20 protein-coding genes are annotated in these 19517 nt (G+C 40.3%); 12 read left to right on the top strand and 8 right to left on the bottom strand.

What is annotated here, in order from left to right; all coding sequences use genetic code 11:
• Nucleotides 1-4: 4 nt before the first annotated feature.
• Together ACTW1R_RS02745 and ACTW1R_RS02750 are read left to right on the top strand one after the other, a co-directional pair.
• Nucleotides 5-1012, top strand: coding sequence for an AraC family transcriptional regulator (locus tag ACTW1R_RS02745; protein WP_271814119.1), 1008 nt, complete (start codon nucleotides 5-7; stop codon nucleotides 1010-1012).
• A 224-nt stretch (nucleotides 1013-1236) separates the two neighbouring features.
• Nucleotides 1237-2163: a LacI family DNA-binding transcriptional regulator gene (locus tag ACTW1R_RS02750; RefSeq protein WP_034868775.1), complete on the top strand. Its 927-nt coding sequence runs from the start codon at nucleotides 1237-1239 to the stop codon at nucleotides 2161-2163.
• A gap of 415 nt (nucleotides 2164-2578) precedes the next feature.
• Here ACTW1R_RS02750 and ACTW1R_RS02755 read toward each other — a convergent pair whose 3' ends face one another.
• Nucleotides 2579-2767, bottom strand: a complete 189-nt coding sequence (locus ACTW1R_RS02755; protein WP_005227564.1) for a hypothetical protein — start codon at nucleotides 2765-2767, stop codon at nucleotides 2579-2581.
• Nucleotides 2768-3725: 958 nt separating this feature from the next.
• On the opposite strand from ACTW1R_RS02755, the gene ACTW1R_RS02760 reads away from it, so the two are divergent.
• From ACTW1R_RS02760 to ACTW1R_RS02775, 4 genes are all read left to right on the top strand, one after another.
• A complete protein-coding gene (locus ACTW1R_RS02760; protein WP_087626905.1) occupies nucleotides 3726-4184 on the top strand; it encodes a hypothetical protein in 459 nt (152 codons plus the stop codon).
• A gap of 323 nt (nucleotides 4185-4507) precedes the next feature.
• On the top strand, nucleotides 4508-5815 hold the full coding sequence (locus tag ACTW1R_RS02765) for a DUF3440 domain-containing protein (RefSeq protein WP_016609725.1): 1308 nt from the start codon (nucleotides 4508-4510) through the stop codon (nucleotides 5813-5815).
• Nucleotides 5816-5851: 36 nt separating this feature from the next.
• A complete protein-coding gene (locus ACTW1R_RS02770) occupies nucleotides 5852-6343 on the top strand; it encodes a hypothetical protein (RefSeq protein WP_005227570.1) in 492 nt (163 codons plus the stop codon).
• On the top strand, nucleotides 6270-6803 hold the full coding sequence (locus tag ACTW1R_RS02775; RefSeq protein WP_005227576.1) for an IbrB-like domain-containing protein: 534 nt from the start codon (nucleotides 6270-6272) through the stop codon (nucleotides 6801-6803). The genes ACTW1R_RS02770 and ACTW1R_RS02775 overlap by 74 nt, the downstream gene beginning before the upstream one ends.
• A 63-nt stretch (nucleotides 6804-6866) precedes the next feature.
• On the opposite strand, the gene ACTW1R_RS02780 is transcribed toward ACTW1R_RS02775, so the two are convergent.
• From ACTW1R_RS02780 to ACTW1R_RS02790, 3 genes are all read right to left on the bottom strand, one after another.
• Entirely contained in the window at nucleotides 6867-7019 is a 153-nt protein-coding gene (locus ACTW1R_RS02780; protein WP_010748814.1) for a hypothetical protein, read from the bottom strand.
• A gap of 490 nt (nucleotides 7020-7509) precedes the next feature.
• Nucleotides 7510-8385 carry a LysR family transcriptional regulator gene (locus tag ACTW1R_RS02785; RefSeq protein WP_087626907.1) on the bottom strand — a complete coding sequence of 292 codons (876 nt, stop codon included), beginning with the start codon at nucleotides 8383-8385 and terminating at the stop codon, nucleotides 7510-7512.
• A 458-nt stretch (nucleotides 8386-8843) separates the two neighbouring features.
• Nucleotides 8844-10349, bottom strand: coding sequence for an AcpB/EbpR/MafR family transcriptional regulator (locus tag ACTW1R_RS02790; protein ID WP_087626908.1), 1506 nt, complete (start codon nucleotides 10347-10349; stop codon nucleotides 8844-8846).
• A gap of 267 nt (nucleotides 10350-10616) precedes the next feature.
• Here ACTW1R_RS02790 and ACTW1R_RS02795 point away from each other — a divergent pair, with 267 nt between their 5' ends.
• Nucleotides 10617-10883, top strand: a complete 267-nt coding sequence (locus ACTW1R_RS02795; protein ID WP_223597606.1) for an LPXTG cell wall anchor domain-containing protein — start codon at nucleotides 10617-10619, stop codon at nucleotides 10881-10883.
• Nucleotides 10884-11065: 182 nt separating this feature from the next.
• On the opposite strand, the gene ACTW1R_RS02800 is transcribed toward ACTW1R_RS02795, so the two are convergent.
• Nucleotides 11066-11641, bottom strand: coding sequence for a recombinase family protein (locus ACTW1R_RS02800; RefSeq protein WP_005227582.1), 576 nt, complete (start codon nucleotides 11639-11641; stop codon nucleotides 11066-11068).
• Between the two features lie 177 nt (nucleotides 11642-11818).
• Here ACTW1R_RS02800 and ACTW1R_RS02805 point away from each other — a divergent pair, with 177 nt between their 5' ends.
• The gene (locus ACTW1R_RS02805; protein ID WP_489927389.1) at nucleotides 11819-13309 is read left to right on the top strand and encodes an AcpB/EbpR/MafR family transcriptional regulator; all 1491 of its coding nucleotides are present in this window, start codon (nucleotides 11819-11821) and stop codon (nucleotides 13307-13309) included.
• Nucleotides 13310-13505: 196 nt separating this feature from the next.
• On the opposite strand, the gene ACTW1R_RS02810 is transcribed toward ACTW1R_RS02805, so the two are convergent.
• Nucleotides 13506-13709: a hypothetical protein gene (locus tag ACTW1R_RS02810; protein ID WP_005227584.1), complete on the bottom strand. Its 204-nt coding sequence runs from the start codon at nucleotides 13707-13709 to the stop codon at nucleotides 13506-13508.
• A 182-nt stretch (nucleotides 13710-13891) separates the two neighbouring features.
• Between ACTW1R_RS02810 and ACTW1R_RS02815 the strand changes: the two genes are divergently transcribed.
• Nucleotides 13892-14014 carry a DUF7006 family protein gene (locus tag ACTW1R_RS02815; protein ID WP_254907890.1) on the top strand — a complete coding sequence of 41 codons (123 nt, stop codon included), beginning with the start codon at nucleotides 13892-13894 and terminating at the stop codon, nucleotides 14012-14014.
• A 117-nt stretch (nucleotides 14015-14131) separates the two neighbouring features.
• Here ACTW1R_RS02815 and ACTW1R_RS02820 read toward each other — a convergent pair whose 3' ends face one another.
• Nucleotides 14132-15619 (bottom strand): AcpB/EbpR/MafR family transcriptional regulator, encoded by a 1488-nt coding sequence (locus ACTW1R_RS02820; protein ID WP_005227596.1) that lies wholly within the window; start codon nucleotides 15617-15619, stop codon nucleotides 14132-14134.
• 477 nt (nucleotides 15620-16096) lie between these two features.
• Between ACTW1R_RS02820 and ACTW1R_RS02825 the strand changes: the two genes are divergently transcribed.
• Nucleotides 16097-16492: a DUF7006 family protein gene (locus ACTW1R_RS02825; protein WP_005227597.1), complete on the top strand. Its 396-nt coding sequence runs from the start codon at nucleotides 16097-16099 to the stop codon at nucleotides 16490-16492.
• Between the two features lie 986 nt (nucleotides 16493-17478).
• Here the strand turns inward: ACTW1R_RS02825 and ACTW1R_RS02830 are convergent.
• Nucleotides 17479-17796 (bottom strand): hypothetical protein, encoded by a 318-nt coding sequence (locus ACTW1R_RS02830; RefSeq protein WP_159098053.1) that lies wholly within the window; start codon nucleotides 17794-17796, stop codon nucleotides 17479-17481.
• A 507-nt stretch (nucleotides 17797-18303) separates the two neighbouring features.
• Here ACTW1R_RS02830 and ACTW1R_RS02835 point away from each other — a divergent pair.
• Together ACTW1R_RS02835 and ACTW1R_RS02840 are read left to right on the top strand one after the other, a co-directional pair.
• Nucleotides 18304-18672, top strand: a complete 369-nt coding sequence (locus ACTW1R_RS02835; protein WP_271814133.1) for an LPXTG cell wall anchor domain-containing protein — start codon at nucleotides 18304-18306, stop codon at nucleotides 18670-18672.
• A gap of 12 nt (nucleotides 18673-18684) precedes the next feature.
• Nucleotides 18685-19509, top strand: coding sequence for a WxL domain-containing protein (locus tag ACTW1R_RS02840; RefSeq protein WP_034868768.1), 825 nt, complete (start codon nucleotides 18685-18687; stop codon nucleotides 19507-19509).
• Nucleotides 19510-19517 lie beyond the last annotated feature (8 nt).

Here is a 19517-nt window from a genome sequence, read left to right on the forward strand (position 1 = left end):
CACAATGGCGACACTAACGATTCTTGAAAAAGCATTAAAAGAAGTTTATTTGGCTTGCCCAGAATTAGAACTCCAGGTACCGTTTCATGACAAAGTAATTCCCAAAAATTTAGCCTCAAGCAAACGGTTGATCCTAGAACAAATTTTCTCGGAATTCAGACCAGAACTCTCGGAGCACTACTTGATCGAAGAAGATGCTGACATTCAAGTGATTAGACACATTCGCTATTTACCGGCAAATTACCATGCACATGAATTTTTTGAAATGATTTATGTATTAAATGGTAGCTGTTATAATTTTTTTGAAAATCAGACCTATGAATTGAAAAAAGGGGATGTTGTGATCATTGCACCAAGGACTACCCATGCTATTAGTGGATTTACCGATGATTTAGAAGCTTTCAATATTTTGATTCGTAAAAGTACATTCAATGCTTCTTTTTTCGGTTTATTAGAGGATAAGGATATTTTATCGCACTTCTTTTTAAATGCACTTTACGAAAACAGCAAGCGATATCTTTATTTTCATACGAAGCCAGCTGCTGATTTATCAGAAGGAATTTTATTGATGACAGAAGAAATCAATAAAACGGATGGTTATTCTCAAAGAATGTTGAAGAATATTCTTGATACTTTTTTTATCAGGCTTTTAAGGGGATTACAAACCAATCAAGTCAGCCTAGATACTGAAGCGGGAGAGGAGTCAGAAATAATCGATATGCTTCAATATTTGCAGAATCATTTTGCAGAAGTATCAATTGCCGATTTATCTAAGAAGTTCAACTATAGCCAGCGACAAATTGCACGTATTCTAAAAAATAAAACTGGTAAAACTTTTTCACAATTGATATTGGAAATGAAAATCAGCAAAGCCAAAGTCTATTTAAAACAAACCAACTTACCCATCCAAGAAATTGCGGAACTCGTCGGTTATGGCGATTTGAGTAATTTTTATCGCTATTTTTTTAAAGTAACGGGTTGTTCGCCAAAGCAGTTTAGAGAAATGAATTGAGCGCTTATCAAAGAGAACTGCTCTTCTAGAGATGTTGAGCAGTTTTTTCGTATGCTAGGTAGTAGTTAAAGAAAAATAATGTGGGCAATAGTCTTGCTATGAAACTCGTTTCATACCGTACAATCAATCAAGAGACCTTTTCAGAAAATTGTCGAAAGTGGAACAACTAATTTTCTATGGTAGACTTAGGTCATTAGCAAAACAATCAGATAGGAATGAAAGAAATGGCAACGATTCGCGATATAGCAAAAATTACTGGTTTTTCGATCACGACGGTCTCTCGTGTGATCAATGGCCATCCTTATGTTGATGAGCAAAAGCGAGCAGCGATTTTGGCGGTGATGGAAGAACTGGATTACAAACCGAATAAAATCGCCCAAAAGCTCAGCTCGGGGAAAACCTATAATATTGGAGTCATCGTACCGTTTGTCAATCACGCCTTCTTTGATGGAATTTTAAATGGCATCATGGAAGAAGCCTTTGCCCAAAAATACAAGGTGACGTTGCTGCCGACCAATTTTGATCGGAAGCTAGAGCTAGAATATCTGGAAGAATTCGCTGCAAAGGGATTTGACGGCTTGATCGTCATCACTCGCGCAAATCATATCGAGACATTTTATCCCTACATGGAAAAAGGACCGATTGTTTTTTGTGAAAATTCGACCGGTACTGCCGTTCCTTTCGTTGCGATCGACTTGGTCGGCTCTGTGACAGCCAGTATCAATTATTTGAAAGAACAAGGTGTAAAACGCTTGGGACTGACGCTAGGGCGCAGCAAACGCCTCAGCTGCAATTCAGTCAACACGATCGCAAAAGCCAAGGAGCTGTTCCCTAATTTTTCTGAAGCAGATATTTATTGGGATTGCATCAAAGCACAAGATGGGATTCCCGCAGCTGCATTTTTTAAGGAACGAGGAATCGATGGGGTGATCACAAATGGGGACGAGATCGCAGCGATGATCTTAAATCAATACCCTCACGGAACAGCACCCGTCGTGATTGGGCAAGAAAACCTGCTCATCAGTCAAATGCTGCACTTTTCTTCCGTTGAGTTTCATCTGGATCAGTGCGGCAAAGAAGCCTTTCGCTTGTTTCAAGAAAGAAAACAAGAGCAGATCATTCTGCCTTACGAACTTATTATCCGTGAATAATCATTGTTATAAAAAGAACACACCTTTTTGTCGAGAGGTGTGTTTTTGCCTGCTTATTAAAGGGGAATTGTAGAGATAAAATAAAAAAATAAAGAAAAAATTTATTTTGAAAGCTTGCTTTTCACAGAGTAAAGGGCTACCATTGGTCTGTGGCTTTTTCGCCACAAAAATAGGAAACGTATCAGACAAGAGTACTTGGGGAAGATTCTCTTGGGGGAAGCCTGATACGTTTCCTTTTGTTCATTCTAACACTATTTATATATAAAGTAGAGAGATATTGAGTAGATAAATAAAAATACTACTGTAATTGATGAATAGGAAAAAGGCAATCTCACAGACGAGTATCTCTGGAGCGATTTCCTACAACATGCTGGATGGCAAATTGCTCCATCATGTTTTGATTAATTACAAAGCATCAACTAACTAATTGTGTTGCACCCACTAGAAAATTACATAATTTCGCAACACCTGTTTCAGCTGTTTCTTTGATTAGAACAGTCGCAGTATTTTCGTAAACATGAATCACACTAACTTCTTGTAAACCGGTAAAGCCAATAACATTTGCCTGATAGTTTTGACCAGGGAACACTTGGTATTTTTCCATGTTTTTATCTCCTTCATTAATCTTATTTCAAAAGAATAATAATTAAAATTTAAGAAAAAGTAAAGTGAAACGATTTTTCATTCAAAAACTCATCCTTTCGGCTGTTTATTCGAGTGGAAATCAACCTTTTCTGTAATTTTTCATTTGGTTTTTCAATAAATATACGATGGCTAGTTGAATATTATTCAATGGATCGTACCAATTTAGCGAGCGATCGACTACAAAGTTGAGGGAAAGAAAGCCAAAAATTCCCAGCTATTTTGTTTGTTTTGTCCCGTCTTCACGCTTATAATAAAGGTAGGAAGAACGATCGGCGTCACCACTTCCTAATTCAATTGAAAAGGGCGTGCAAGTTATGGAAAACGTATACCGAAATAACTTTGTCAAAAGAACGGTTCAACTGATGTTTGCACCAAAAAAAATCAGAAAACGTCCACCCGAACAATGGATCAAAATGCCTACCGACCGAGGTATTCGGAGAAAGGACGCGTGATCCAGCATCTCGCAGCTATGCGTGAAATAGTGTTTGAAGAAACGAAACTCAGGAAGTCCCGTCATGGGACTTCCTTTTTTATGTCATTTTTATCACATTCTTCATTGAGAAAATTATTAGTACAGGCGCTCTTTTACAGACGCAAGGTCAAGAATACGATGGAATAAGAAATCACAAACTACAAAGAAACGAATGTCAGAACTCAATGGATCATTGGGTGAAAGACTACAATCCTTCTTTTCATTGAGGGATTTCCCTGTTTCTTTTGATCGATTTTAAATTGGATATTGCCGGGAAAAATGCGCGCCAACGAACGATCACTTTCTAATGGTACAGGAGACCAACGTTTAAGGAGGGTAAAAGCAATCAAAAAAGCGCTTTTTTCGTACAAAGATTCTGTTAAAATGAAGATATGGATAAAAAAAAGTAATTGCTGCAAATCAATCATTTAAAGAAGGTGAAAGCATGGACTACCAAGAAATCGCGCGTCATTTTCAGACAACATCGTTTGATCCCCAACCGTTTGTGCAAACGGCGATCGATGATCGAAAGGTAAGGGAGAAGCTAGTGGAGAATGTCGTTGATGGTCAAAATCATATCAATGAGTATTTTAATAGTTATTTGATCATTAAAGAAGTAGCCATTAGAAATCCTGAGTTGATTTATGATGAGTGGGAACGGATTTGGGCATTGCATACCCACAAAAATTCCTATCATCGGTGGATCGCCCACGATTTGATCACGCAACTTCTGATGATCGATCATGAAGACAAGTTTGAAGCAATCAAGCGAGAATATGTACTGCTGCCAAAAGAAGAAAAAATCAGTAATTACAAGAAGATGTCTGAAAATATCCAAAAGGCTATGAAGCTCAAAGACCTCAGCAAAGAAATTTCACTGTTATGGAAAATTAAGTACATGTGATGAATGAACGGATAATCAGGTTGATGGTATTGCTTTCTATTAGCTAAATCATAGAAAAAACAGGCTATCTTTTTGTGATTCAAAAAAGAGCAGATGTATCAGTAGTAAGCAGCGATTATGAAGTTTAAAAAATTGATATCTCTGCTTTTTTTAGCCTGTAGTTGACTCATTATCCGATACTGAGCGCGCGTATTTCAACATGTCACTGTATGAAATAACAGGGAAATCTCCCTTAAGTCCTTGTAAGAAGCCAAGTGAAACTTTATACTAGAATGTAATACTTATTCAAAAAAAGGACAAATAAAATGAGGACATGAGCTTTTATGAAGAAATATTGTAAGGAAAATGTGCTAGAAGCGGCGATGACGCGTTTGGAATATATTTTTGATACGTTTCCCCATGTGTATTTCTCTTTCAGTGGTGGAAAAGATAGCGGGGCCATGATCCAATTGGCAGACCAAGTCGCACAGAAAAAAAAGAAAACCTTTGATCTGCTGATTTTAGATATCGAGGCAAATTATGATGCTACGAGAACGTTCATGGAAAAAATCAAAGCGTTACCAAGTATCAATCAAACCTTCCACTTCTGTTTGCCCTTTTACGAGGACAACAATACCAGCGTCTTTCAGCCACAATGGCTGATGTGGGATGAACAAGAACGTGAGAAGTGGGTACAGCCGATGCCAAAAGATGCGATTTCACTTGCTGATTTGGATGAATCATTGATGGAAATCTATCAGAGTGCAAATATGAACCCTGATAAGTTCTTACGAAACTTTGCTCATTGGTACGCAAGCTATCATCAGTTTGAGCCTGTTGCTTGTGGTGTGGGGATACGAACCCAGGAAAGTCTGTATCGGTATCGATCGATCACATCGCCAAAGTATAACTTTCGGAAGCAATGCTGGATCAAACGGCAAGTAGCAGATTCAATGGTCGTTAATTTTTACCCCATCTATGATTGGAAGACCGAAGATGTGTGGGGAGCCTATGCCCATTTTGACTGGCCGATCAATGGCTTTTATGAAAAGTTGTATGATCATGGCGTTCCGATCCATCAAATGCGGATCTGTCAGCCTTACGGTATGCAGCAACGAAAAGGCTTGTACCAATATGCTTTGGTGGAACCGGAAACGTGGGAACGCGTCGTAAATCGTGTGTCAGGAGCCAATTTTGGTCGCTTGTATGCCCAGACAGGATTGCTGGCGCATTACAATACGAGAAAGCCCAGTCATATGACTTGGCAAGAGTATGCGGTCTTTTTACTGGAATCAATTGGACTTTATTCAAAGAAATTACAGGATCATTATTACCGCAAAATCACGATTTTGATTGATCATTATCGAGAAAAGCACGGGATCGAAGTGGAAGATATACCCGATGTGACCAAACGTAAGGACTGGCTGAAAAACGAAGTACTCTGGCATGACTGGAAAGGGATCGCTCGTGCGTTAGAAAAAAATGATTTTTCTTTGAGTACGCGACAATATAGTTTGACGAAAAAAGATGAGTCTGAATTGTATGAGTTGGCGGTCGATTTTGGCGCGGCTTTGGGGATTGAGCATTTACCCAAGTATCAGTTAAAAAAATTGAATGCCAAATACGAGTATTTAACGAAAAAAATCACCTAACGATGGACGAGTGCGTCCTTAGAGAGGAAGGGTTTTGTGAACGAACGATTGGTTTTATTTTTTCCACCGTATAAGAAAAGCCAATTCTATCAATTGATGGGGGCTTTTTTTGCGGAACGGGTGTATCAGCAGCAATTTCCGTACTTAGTCAATGATGAGAACTGCTACTGGTACGTGATTCTTGATGACGAAAAACGGGTGACTGCTTTTTCTTATTATGAAAAAGGCGCCAACAAAGTGGAGCTAGGGGAATTTTATGAAAAAGATCCAGCCGCTCAATTTAAAAAGTTTCTTTTACGGAAAATGTTGGTGGATATCAGCCGCAACTACCCAGAAGCAGAGATTCTCGCTTCTAGTAACCAGCCTAGTGAAATTGCCCTTTTGGAATCAAAAGGGTTTGCGGTCTATCGCCAAACAAAAAATTATTCATTTCTAAAAAGGAGTGTAGTCCCTCATGAGCGATATCGATTTTCCAGTGTTAGCGGCGAAGCTGATCCCAGTCAGCAAGATTCACGCGAATACGTATAATCCCAACACCGTGGCTGCTCCAGAAATGGATTTACTGGAACTGTCGATTCGAGAAGATGGCTTTACGCAGCCATTGGTTTGTTACCACGATAAGGAGCAAGACAAGTATATTTTGATCGATGGGTTTCATCGGTACATCGTAGCAAAAGACCGCTTGGAATTGCCAAGTGTTCCGGTCACGGTGATCGATAAGCCTTTTGAGAATCGCATCGCTTCAACGATTCGCCACAATCGAGCACGTGGTACCCATGGCATCGAGAAGATGGGAAATATCGTGCAGCAGTTGGTGGCTAACGAGTGGTCGGATGAACGAATTGCCAAGGAATTGGGGATGGACCGCGAAGAGGTCTTTCGCTTTAAGCAGCGTTCAGGTTTAAAAAGTGCCTTTTCTAACCATGAATTCAGCAAATCTTGGATTGAGTTTGAAAAAAGATACTACAAAGGCAAAAAAGAGACCTGAGAGGTTGAAAAAACCATTGAAAAAACTATCTAAAAAAGCTATCTATTAGAAGATAGCGATTCGTTAATAATTCTTTTTAAATTTTGAATAGGTGTTTTTTACAACGATAACGATCAAATTGACCACCATCGACAAGCAAAGCGTCCCTAAGAGAATAGCTAGGATCACACCTAATGCGTCTCTTAAAAAGCTGAAGATCGCTTCAATGATAAACATGGTTTTTCCTCCTTTTCTCATCGTCTATTTTTTCTGACAATTGCAAAAACAGCTTCCTTGAGCAATAACTACCCAAAGACTTTGCCCTGCGGGGTACAAGCCTCAGTTTCTTGAGAACTCGTCGCTTCAAAATTGAGTATACTTTGTAAATGATGAAAAAACGTTTCTATTTTTTACAATCGGAGAAAAAATCGGAAATGTTAAGAATAACGACATCTTTTCTGATTTTTCTTCGGTTTACATGAATAATCGTATCAGGTTGCATAAAAAAAGTAAAATGATAACAAAAAATCGAATCGAGAGAAAAGATACCATCTCATAACTTTATAACCGTAAGCGAATTCAAAAACCCTGCTGCACCAAGTCTTTAATACGTAAAGACTTGGTGCAGCTCTTTTGTTTCCCGCTGTGACGAAGTTTACAAAATGACTGACATTATTTTTCTGGAAAAAGCATCATTGCATAAAAATCAATGCGGATTAAAACCGTTTTATAACAAAGATAGTAAGCGCATTTTTAGCTCGACGACAAAATTTTTTGTGATGCTGGGAGAAAGCATCAGTGGATGTTTTGACAATAAGCCGATCGACATGTGGGGATCAGGCAAAGGAAGCGAGATGATTTTTACTCGAGCATGAGTTTGCTCAATGATGGAACGAGGGATCAGACTGCAGTATCCAGTTCGTTCGATCAAGTAAGGAATCGTACTGATATTGCTGACAGACTCCCAATGGATCGAAGGAACCTGATTGTCAAGATAGCTTTCAATTTTTGTGCGAGCTGGACAGTCAGACTTGGAACGATAGAGATGGCTCCCTTCAAGGTCGGCTAGCTCATTGATGATTAATGGGTTTGAGAGTGAGGTAATGCAGCAAAGCTCTTCTTGAAACAATTCCTCGTAAGCAAAATGTTTCTCGTGAGGAAGTGAGCATAAGGCGAAATCAATTCGGTTTTCATTTAGTGCATTGGCTAATTCCAGTGTTGATCCCACGACGATCTCGAAGTTTATTTTTGGATAGTGCTGCGAAAAATCGTGAAGCAGTGCAGGCAAAACCAAAATGTCATAGGGTTGAAGGATGCCCATCCGCAACGAATACTCGACCGTATGGGAAGCATTGATCAACTGTTCTTTGACCCGCTCCCAGTGGGCAATCAGTTCGGGTACTTCCTGTTTCAACAATTCGCCTTCCAAGGTCAATACATTGCTTTTTCCTTCCAAAAATAACGCTACTTCTAATTCGTCTTCTAACTTTTTGATATGGTTCGTAACGGTCGACTGGGCATAGTTTAGTTTGGCGGCAGCTCTAGTAAACGTACCTTCCTCGACGATTGTTTTGAAGGATTGCAGCTCCTTGATAAAATCCACGTTTGTTCCCCTCTCTTTTTACCTATTATACAAAAAAGGAGCGGGGAGAAAATTTCTTTTTTTTCTAGTAAATAAAAAAAATAGATACAAATGTTATTTAAAGTATGCAGTCTGTTTTGACCGTATGTTTCTTTGTTTTTAAAATAACGCTTCTCACAGTTGGGGCTAAGAGTAGCTGCTAAAATTTCATTCATTAAAAAATCCACGAAGCAGGCCAACTTTTCAGGGATTACGAACAGCACACGAAAACAAGACAGTGGCTTTCTCCGCTGCGCTTGAATGGAAAAGCGTTTATTAGGAGAAGAATCTTGCGAAAAAGATCTGATTTTTTTCTGATGTGAAAAAAATAGACACGCTAAGAGAAATGAAAAATGGATACTTAGGAAAGGGCAAAATAGCGAATCATGCAATGAAAAACTGACGGCGCTTCCTTCAAGAAGGCCGCCAGTTTCCTTAGCTCAACGAATCGGTGTGATTCTTGGCTGAATCAGCTGTTCAATCGTTTTGTGGATGATCGTCCAATCCGAAAGGGTGGGGACATTGGAAATGCGCAGTTGCTGAAATTTGGTGTTGCTTTTCAGATGTAAGTCAAAATTGCTGACGATCAAATCTATTTCCCGATGGATCAATTCTTGTTCATCAGGAGCCACTTCAAAAAAGTAACTGATTTCTGTATGGTCGTTTTTAAATAATTCCGTTGATGCGGCTAAGAAAGCATCTAATCCAGCACCGCCTTGAAAAGCAAAGGCTACTTTGAGGTGTTTTTTCAGCTGGGGATTAGGCGCTAACTCGCTTAACAAAGTCAATGTGACTGCGATATGTTCCAAGTGTGTAAAGGAAAAGAAGCGGCTTTGATCGTTGAAAGGTTTCAACCACTCATTCCAAGAAAGGTAATCCGTCTTGAATGTCGTTTCAACAAAGGCTTTGATCTGCGGATCAGCAAACTCATAATTGGCAGAAATCATCGTCAGCAGGCGAAGATTTACGAGATAAGCGATGATCTTGTGGGCAGCTGCAGGTGGAATAGCGACGCCAGATTTCTCTAAAAAGGCAGCCGCTTCTGCAATAATTTCTGGTCTTTCTGTATGGTGAAAAATGTAATCCGCATCGCTTTCGCCGTTGATGTCCATCGTACTATAGGAAAGACAGTGGAGCGCATTGACAAAGATCCAAAGCAGCTCTTGTTGCGGCAAGTGGATGATTCGGTATTTTTTCAAGTAATATTCGTTTAATATTTCTGAGAAAATAGCGAAGCGTTCTTTCTCCAATAGATTGCGTTCTAAAGACGGCGGCAAGGTCAAAAAGTAAGAATAGCGCCACCTACGCTTGGCGATACTTAGCCACAGAGCAAGTCGGTAATGGCTGTAATGCAAATCTTTCGTGTTGGCTTCCTTGGCTTTTTGGACCAGCAGGCGGGCATCCGCTGGACTATCCTTATCTAAAATCGTGCTATCGCCATAAGCAGAAAAAAAGACGAACAGACAAAATCGGATGTCCGCTTCGGTACCAATAAAGTCAAGATGATTCGTGGCAATAGTTACAGAATAGGTTTGCAACGACTTGTTCATGTAGCTGATCGTCCGTAAAAGATGACTGCGAGAATAACCGAATTCAATCGTTGCTCGGTGAATAGAGTATTTTTTATTATCAATAATACTCGTCATGATTTTAAACTCCAGCGTTTCCATCCCCAGGTATTGGATGGCAGAATTGATGGAAGCGTTCGGCGCATAAGCGATCGAGACGATGTTCGTTTCTGAGAGTGTGATCTTGACCAGTTCTTTTGGCAAACTGTCACTTAAAATACTCAGCTCTTTGGTAACTGTAGGCAAAGATAGCCCTAGTAAGGTCGCTAATTCTTGTGGATGATACCCTGTCGGTGCAGCATTTAGCACTTGCAAGATTTTTACTTGTCGAGAAAATGCTTTGTCCCGATGCAAGTTGATAGATAAATTTTCTAACATTGAAGTCACCACCTATCCATTGAAATTACGCTCGTTTTAAGTAAATTATATAATACTCTGCGCCAATCAAGAAGTCTTATCCCTTGAAAATTGGCGGATTTCATGTTAATAGTGCGCCGCATGTTTCATCGAGTGTGAAGCAGTCATTGAAAACAGCTTTTTTAGAAAAAACAACCTTGCCAGTTGCAGACCTAAAACGCTTGGATAGATTGGTCCAAAGATAAGTGTGAATAACGTTGGGGAAAAGAAAAAGGAGAAAAAATGATAATGAAGAAACGCGTAGTTATAAGTAAGAGCGCTTTAGTAGGGATGCTGATTTTAGGGACAACCTTTCCAAGCACATGGCCGATCGCTCAGGCAACAGATACACAGCAAACAAAGCAGCAAACACCATCCATAGACTCATCGGTTCCCTTGCTGGCAGATTCAACAGGAAACATGAACACAGGAGAAACAAGCAGTGTCTTGCTAAGTGTGACAGGTATCTTATTCTTAATCGGCGGACTGGTGTTCTTGTACCGTAAGAAATCATAGAGAAAACAACAATAGGATCAACAGAAGAGCCAGAAGAATAAAACATACAGGACGAACAAGCTGGATGAATTGCTTTAAGAGAACAAATATCGATCTTTAAGCAATCACAAACATCAGCAATGTTCGTCCTGTTTTTTATATAGTGAGCAGCCGAAAGTACTAAGTTCAGCCAGCACGTGTATTTATGAAATGACCTCATCCTTCTCCAGACTAAGATAGCGATAAAAAGTCGAGCGCTTTAAGCCTGTTTGGGCACAGATATCCACAACGGCTTTTCCTTCCTTTTGATAAAGGTGCAATGCGTGTTGGATCAGTGCGGGATCGATTCGTGGACGACCGCCAATATTTCCTCTAGCACGTGCGGATTCTAAGCCTTCTTTGGTCCGTTCAACGATGATGTCTCGTTCGAATTGGCTGAAGGCTTGGAAAACAGTCATCATTAATTTTCCTTGAGGGGTTTGTGTATCAAAATTTTCTTTGATACTGATGACTTTTACGCCTTTCTTTTCAAAAAAGTAGACGAGATCAATCAGGTCTTTGGTACTTCTTCCTAGCCGCGAGAAACTTTCAATAATGATTTTATCGTTTTCTTTCACTCGTTTTTTTAGTTTATTTAATTCAGGACGATTTGCGCGTACACCACTGATCTTTTCAGTATAAATTTTGTTGCATTCATACCGGTCAAGTAAATCCAATTGACGAGAGAGATCCTGTTGTCTTGTGGATACACGGGCGTATCCATAAACCATATTTGTCATACAAATTCCTCCAGTTGCACAAAAGAGTCTACATAGAGAATACCTTGTTTGTTCACTTAAGTACATATTCTAACACCAACTTAAGTAAATTTGGGAAATAGGAAGGTTTTTTTATAGACGCAAATATTGTACTATAGAAAAGAAACCAGTCGGTGAAGGAGAAACACGGAGGGCAAAATGAGAGAATTGCAGTTAAATTTTATGCTAAACAAAACGACCGTTCGATGGCTTCAAATGTTAAATACCTTTGAGCGAGAACGGACTTGTTCCATCGCAAGTTTAGCCAACAAGCTTGATGTGACCCAAAGGACGATCAGCTCTGACATCAAGGAATTGAAAATCTATCTGCAGGAGGCAGCGGAATTTACTCTTGAAGCCAATGGCTATCATTTTAGGGAAACTGATCCGAAAAGATACTTGTCTCAAAAAAAGGAGCTTGTTGCAGAAGAAGGCATGTATCAAATCGTGGAAGCCATTTTCCACGGGGAATTCTGTTCGGTTGAAGAGTGGGCGCAGCGCTTGTATGTATCAGAAAGTACGATGCGTCGCTATTTGAATACCGCTTCTGCGACGTTACGAAAGTATCATTTGGAGTGGATCTTGCAACCGGTCAATTTGAGTGGATCAGAAGCCAATATTCGCAAGTTTTTTAAAGATTTTTATTACGAATCAGATGTCACGCCGCATACGCTCTTGCCCCCCAAAGAACTGATTGCGTTAGTCAGTGATGCCTTCTCAAAAATTCCCACAGCGCTGGTGAATACAGGCGTTTCTCCGAGTGATTTTTATTATAGTTTGTATATTGCGATCAAGCGCTATCAACTGGGAAAGACCGTTCAGATTCCTCGATCGTTGGCAGCAATCGTCGAAACGCATGAGGCATTTGCGATAATGAAGAACTTAGCGCCTAAAATCGAAGCGTTATACCGAGTAAGACTACCGCAACAAGAAATGATGTGGCTTTATTTAGTGACCGTGATGAAACGGACTTTGACCGAGCCTGAAAAAGAGCAGCAATTCGTTGCAGCGTTTGGGCTGTATCCTGAACTCGAAGAACTGAGTCAGCGCTTCGTGCAAGAATGGGGCATTTCCTTTCAAGAGCCTCAACAGGTTCAGACGATGATCCACGCCTTTTTCCTGTCAAAGAAAATCAATGAGCAGCTGGCGCCCGTTTTAAATCACTTGCTAACAGAAGTAAAAAATGAAGCGCAAAAGCATGGTTCTGCTGCTTATCAAAAAAATCTGGCATTTATGAAGCAGCACCAAGCGATTCTAGGAATCAAACAGGAGTATCTGTCAGATATTTGTGCCGCACTGACCCTTTATAGTGAAGCAATTAGGGAGCTTTATGCACAAAAAGTCAAACGGATTGCGTTGATAATAGAAGGTGATCTCTATGCCTGTCACACGATCCGTGCGCGCTTTTTGCGTTATGTCGGCAATGATCATCGGGTATTCTTTCCAAAAATCAATGAATTGACGAGCGATTATTTGAAGGAAAACGCCATTGATCTTGTGGTCACGAATTATAGTGAATATTTATCAGAGTTCATCTTATCGACTGATTCTCTTTTACTCAAAGCAATCCCCGATCATCAAGATTGGCTAAGAGTGATTGAAAAAATCGATCCTCAGTTAGGGCAAGCGTTAAGCGTTCCCACAACCTGATACACGTGTTGCAAAACAGCATGACGAGGACATAGGTGGATAGATCAAAGAGAAAAGCCGCAACCGTTACGATCGACGGGTGCGGCTTATATTCGTTTGTCTAATAAAAAAAGGAGTTATCTGAAAATATGCCCACTATTCCTGAATACCAAAAGATTGGGTTGTTTTGGTGAAAGAACAGCCTACGCGAAAATAATTAGTTGGCATTTACTAGTTTATCAAAAATCGCTTCAAAGGTTTCGAACGTATCACTATCTAACTGACAAAGCCATAAAAGGTAGCTTTTTTCTTTGAATGTCCATTCGATTGAAGGGTAAGAGGCAATCAAGGCATGGTATTTCTCTCGTTGTTCACTGGTAGCTAATAACCACCGCTTCTCAAAAATCTTTTTCTCTTCCATTTTTTATCTATCCCCCATAAAGAAACGTTGCCTGAAACTTCACTAACGGGCAACGTAAATCTAATGATACGCAGATCTATATTCAGTATACCAAAGAAAAATGAATTTTTTTAGAAGGTGTGTAAAATTACAACGAATTTCTTTTATTTTGCTTTTTTTCGGACATTTTTATAGAAATCGAATTGGCAGAAGAAGAGATCGTCAAGATGATCAAAAAGGACAAAAATGTCTATTACCGACAAATGGCAGGGATCGGCACGAACCAGAAAGCCCCCCATGGGTTGATCTACCTCAGCGAGAAATGAACACTCTGATCGGCTTGATCGATCAGAGTTTCAACCACTCGTTATGTAGGAGTTGTTCTTATAAAATAACGAGTTGCAGCTGCAACGATCCTACAAGATAGTGCCTGAGAAAATGTCCTATGCGTTGTTCAAAACCACCAGACGCAAGATTCGTGGATTGATTTGGTTAAGTAATCGATTCCAATCCGTGGCATCTGGAAAAGATTTTAGCAGGATACACTCGACTTCAAGCAAATATTCCATCGTATATTCCGAATAATTGGTTACTAGCAGATCAATTTGCTTTTCCTTTAAATAGGCTGGGGAGAGTTCGCTGGCATCAGGATAATACAACGTGTGGAAGCGTCCTAGATATTTCCGTACGATACTTTCGGCATATTCGCAGACATATTCATTTCCTTCAAAAATCACAGCGATCGTCCGTTGTGTCCCCCAATTTTCTTCTTTGATCGCTTCCATGTGAATCGTTAGACTGGCACAAAAGTCTTCGAGATAAGAAGGCGAATAGAGCTTTTTGACTAGCTTATGCTTTGCCAAAAATGCATAGTTTCTCTTATATTCGTGGGAAAACTTGTCTTTGACGAATTGGGTAAGATCGTCAATATTGACATTCATGATGGGAGAGAGCATGTCGCGTATTTTCACGATCGTAAAAAACGACTCTAACCAGTGTAAGTCTTTTTGTTCATCGTAGGAATTGCCGCGATTAATGGCATAGAAATCTTTTGCCACTTGTTTGATCTCAGGCCAGCGATTGTAGGATTGGCAAAATTCTTCGATCGAAGGATGATTGATTTTTCGGCGACAGATGAGGCAAAGAAGCAAATAAATGATTTCATCTTCAGGTAGGCGATAATGAAAATAAGAATAAAGGATCTCCGTCAACGTCTCTGGAGAAATCAATGAATCGTAAGCATAAAAAATCTCCTTCAGCTCAGGAGAAAGTTCGACCTGCAACCCTTTCTTGCTGCGTTCCAGCGTGATGTAGAGAATATAGGAAAAGTAAGAAAAGGTAGAAGCCGGTTGTTTTTTTGAATGCAAAAGATTCGTGATCTCAATCACGGCATCTTGGACATCCAATGACGGGAAGATCGTATTGACATTGATATCGGACTCATAATAAAACAGACAAAAAAAGCGGCGAATATCGATCTCGGAACCCACCAGTGTGACAGGATTCGTTGATAGGCGAAGGTTGAAGGGCTTTAATAAGCCATTCATTTTTTTTAAGTAGCCAAGCAATGCTTGTTCAGAAAGATTAAGGGTCAGGCTCCAATCCAGCACCGATTGTAATTCATCGAAAAAAATACTTTCGAGAATCATAAAAAAAGGTTCATCTTTGACTAAGTTTTGTTTTTGTTTGATATATGCCTCGGGATCCAGTTCTTCAAATAAATAACCAAACTTCGAGGAGTAGATTTCGATTGCATCATTGAAATGTTCACGAATCATAGCAATGTCCGCAATGATCGTGCGAGTACTGCTTTTTGTTACTTCTGATAAATCGCCCAATGTTGAAGACGGATTCTTCTCAAATTCATTTAATAATTGCAATCGTCGAATTAAAGAACGATTTTTGATAAATTTTAACTGAAAATTTTTCATAGATGCCCCCGTTGAATTTAAAAAAGAATTAATCACATTATAAACAATTGCTTAAAATACTTCAATTTTTATGTTTGTTTTTAATTTATTTGACTAAATACAAAGTTTTTATTATTCTAATGAATGTAAACGTTGAAACTATTTGGAACAATGTAGGTTTTTTCACCGACAGGTGAAAATTGCTATTTTTTTTTAAAGAGATTTGACGCTATAGTGAGACCATAGTCCGATGCTTAGGAGTATTTGTTTTTTCTCAAGAGGAAACCTGTGAATTGTTGGTTGGATCAAAAGAGAGAAGATGGAAAATAAATGGAACTAGCAAGTGCGTGAATGTGCCATCAATACCTAGAAATGCAGTGTCGTTGAAGGCTGTCCACGAATGAGATAGAAGGAAAAGAGATTGGTTGAAGAAAATCTACGGTTACTAGAAGAGGGAAACTGGGAACGATCGTACAGATAGATTACGAGGAGGCTAATATGCTGGCAGAAAAGATAGCGGGAGCAGAAGAATATTTGGCGCATTTTCAAACAGAGCTAGAAAAACAAGGGGTGTTACGCTTTTTTCCAAAACTAAATGCCTTTTATCATCGGTTAGCAAAAGAGTTTTTAACGATTTTTCATAGCAAGGAAGAAAACCTGTTTGTTCAATGGGGCAACTTATTGGCGATTGATGCACAATTGCAAATATTGATGGAAATCAGCAACAATCGCAAAGAAGGATTGCTAGATGACCTTGGGATGAGTGAGGAAGAAGTCATTGAAATGATTGAAAATGACCATAAGTATTTTTATCGTGAGATCACGGGGGCAAAGCTAACGCAAAAACCTAAAATGGGCTTGATTTATTTGAGCGAGCATTTAGCAGAGTCCTGAACATTCATTCTTGGTGCGCCGAGTTGTGTCTGAGAATTGGGAGAAAAGCTTGCGATAAATGGAAAACGATGACGAGCAATAGACTATTGGGGAAGTTTTATAGATAGAGCGTTTTTGGGATAGAAATGAAGAGTAGTAGTGGGGCGAAACGGACAATTTTCAGGTGGTAAGGACCCTTGAGAATAACCAAGAGCAAAAGGGCTACTCAAACAACGCAGTGGGGAAGGCAATTGGTTGGTCTTCCTTGCTTGAGTAAGAGCTTTTTTAGAAACGTTAGACTGACTGGTCAGGATCGTGGCAATGACGAACGCTGGTTGACCTTTTCGGCGAAACGAGTTACCTTGTAAGACAAGTCACAAAGAATACAAAAAGCGTATGAAGGTAGGACATCAATGGAATGAAACTTTTTATCATTTTTGCCTGTTTATCGGTAGGCATATCGGTGGCACAATATGGCGTATATTATTTCTTTCCCAGCATATCTGTGATCCTTCGCAGCTGGTTTCAATTGGGACAAGTCATTCTTTTGCTAGGCTATTTCTTTCTGCTGGTTATGTATTTTTGGGTGCAGCGCGACAGAACAAGGAAAGAGAAGCAATCTTTAGGAGAATGATCAATAGGTAAAGCACAAGGATCTGCAAAGAAGCGTTTCTTTTAAGTAGGAAGAAATAGCTTATTTGTAAAAAAAAGTATACATAAATGAAACGACCCAGACGATCCTTTTCGTAGGGGCTTACTTAACATAAGAGAATTGGCAGCAGATGTTTGCTCCTTTTGGTGAAAACCTAGGAGTGATCGTCTGCTGCTTTTTTGGTGCAATTGAACAGCCAATAATATATGTTTTCGGACGTGTGGAAGGGAACTGTAGAACAAGAAATTGAGAAATTCTTAAGGGGAAGGTTAGAAGAATCGATTCGTTCTGTAAATAATAACCAAAAATGGATGACTGAAGAATTATTTGTAAGAGAGTCAACAAAATGATTCATTTAGGAATTGTTTATTTGGCAAAGCGGCATTTCTAAGGAGTAATGAGGGATGTTAGATAGAGAGGATAAAGCAATGGACAGGTAACGCCAAATTTTTAGAGCCCCAATAGCCATCGGAGTACTCTTTGTTTTGACAGCATCACCTGTATTGAGAACAACGGATTGCTCAGTAAAGGGCTGGATAAGTGAAAGTGTACGGTAAAAGTGGCGATCTGAAAGAAGAACCATAGCTGCTGCTCCGTTAATCGTCGAGGAACCACCCAACCATTTTCCGCAGAAAAATACCCAACCGAGCGGAAGGCTACCACTGATAGACATGCTCCTTGTTCTTATCAGTTTAGTGATTCTAAGAAAAACGACATAAAAGAAAGAATACCCGACAAATGTAGCTTGGGGAATCAAATGAAAAGAGAGGAACGTTCTTAATAAGGATGACACTCCTTTTTTGACGTTATTTTATTGTACTTTTATACAAGGAAGAACTGCGGGTGCTTTGGAGAGTGATAAATGTTTTTTCTATGATAACAAGCGTTTTGACATATGTTAAGGATTGCTCACTTTAGTCAGATTCTCTGGTGAACAATTTATTTAAAACGGGGGTTTGTTTTTTTTATCTAGGCATCGATTTCATCAGCCAGTGAATTTATTGATTTTTCCCGCATCACAAAGATAGCTATAATGAAGTATATCGAGGGTAAAAACCAGCGTTTTTGAAAGCCAACTGAAACAAAGACCGATCGACTTTGTTCAAGGTTACCGTTTAAGTGAGGGTGTCTAAAAAATGGTGGTTTTTAGGCTTGATGATGTCAAAAAGGGGGAGGGAGAATGAAAAGAGCGAGGGGGAATGTTTGGGTCCACCTGATGATCTTCGCTGCTTTTTTTCAAGTGATCAGTGCTTCGACGATTTTGGTTTCGGCACAAGAGCAGCGTTCCGTCGATACAGAAGGCTCAGTGCAGTTCACGGGTGTCTATGAGACAGACAAACCAGAACCTTCACCACCGAGCGGACCGTCACAGCCTGGCGGCGATGGGGGACGTTTGCCCCAGACGAATACCCGAAAAAGTTCCAGTGCCACGGCACTCGGATCCTTGCTGCTATTGATCGCTGGCTATGCAACAGTGAAGAAGACACGCAGGTACCAAAAAGAACGAGCAACCTCACGAACACCAGAAAAATTGAGCAAGAGAGAATAAGGGAATGATCTTATGAGATTTTTGCGATTTGCAACGAGTACCGTACTTGCCGCAACCCTTTTGATTGGCGGGTTCCAAGGGACCGCCGCTGAAGTAAGAGTCGCTGAAACCGATGGTCAAGTCAGCTTTGTGCCCAATGACCGAGACCCGACGGAAGTCATCCCACCTGATCCAGGACCAGACGGACCAGATGTGGTGATCCCGCCGATCGGACCAGACGGACAAACAGGGCCATTGACGATCGCTTATGCGCCGACTTTGGATTTTGGTACCCAAGAAATCTCCAACCGCGATGCCGTCTATTCGATGGTGGCAGAGGAACAACAACTAGCGGATACTCAAGGGGAAGAAAACAAAGTGCCCTATGTTTCTTTCGCCCAAGTACAAGATACCCGCGGGTCAAATGCTGGCTGGCGTTTGACGGTAGCATTGAGTGCGTTTGAATCTGGGACGCAGCACAATGAACTGCGAGGGGCGCAAATCATCTTTGCCTCACGCGAAGTCGAGTACATTAGCTTTAATCAAGAGAATGCACCGTGTGCCCATGAAGCGGGCTTACGTTTGGATGCCAATGGGGCGGCACAAGCTGTTCTGACCGCCGATGCGGGCAAAGGGGCAGGCACCTCATCCGTTGTTTGGGGCGATCAAGATGAGCTGAATGCACAGTTCCATGACCAAGCGCCGGTGGTTCGCAATGAGGCGATCCAGTTGTTCGTCCCGGGAGCCACCGCCAAAGATGAAGCCCTCTATGTGGCGACATTGACATGGCAATTGAGCACCACCACCCCCCAATCAGGAGAAACAGTTCCAACGGCGCAAGCCGATGAAACAAACTAATTTAAAAG

Source organism: Enterococcus sp. R12 (genome assembly GCF_058135755.1).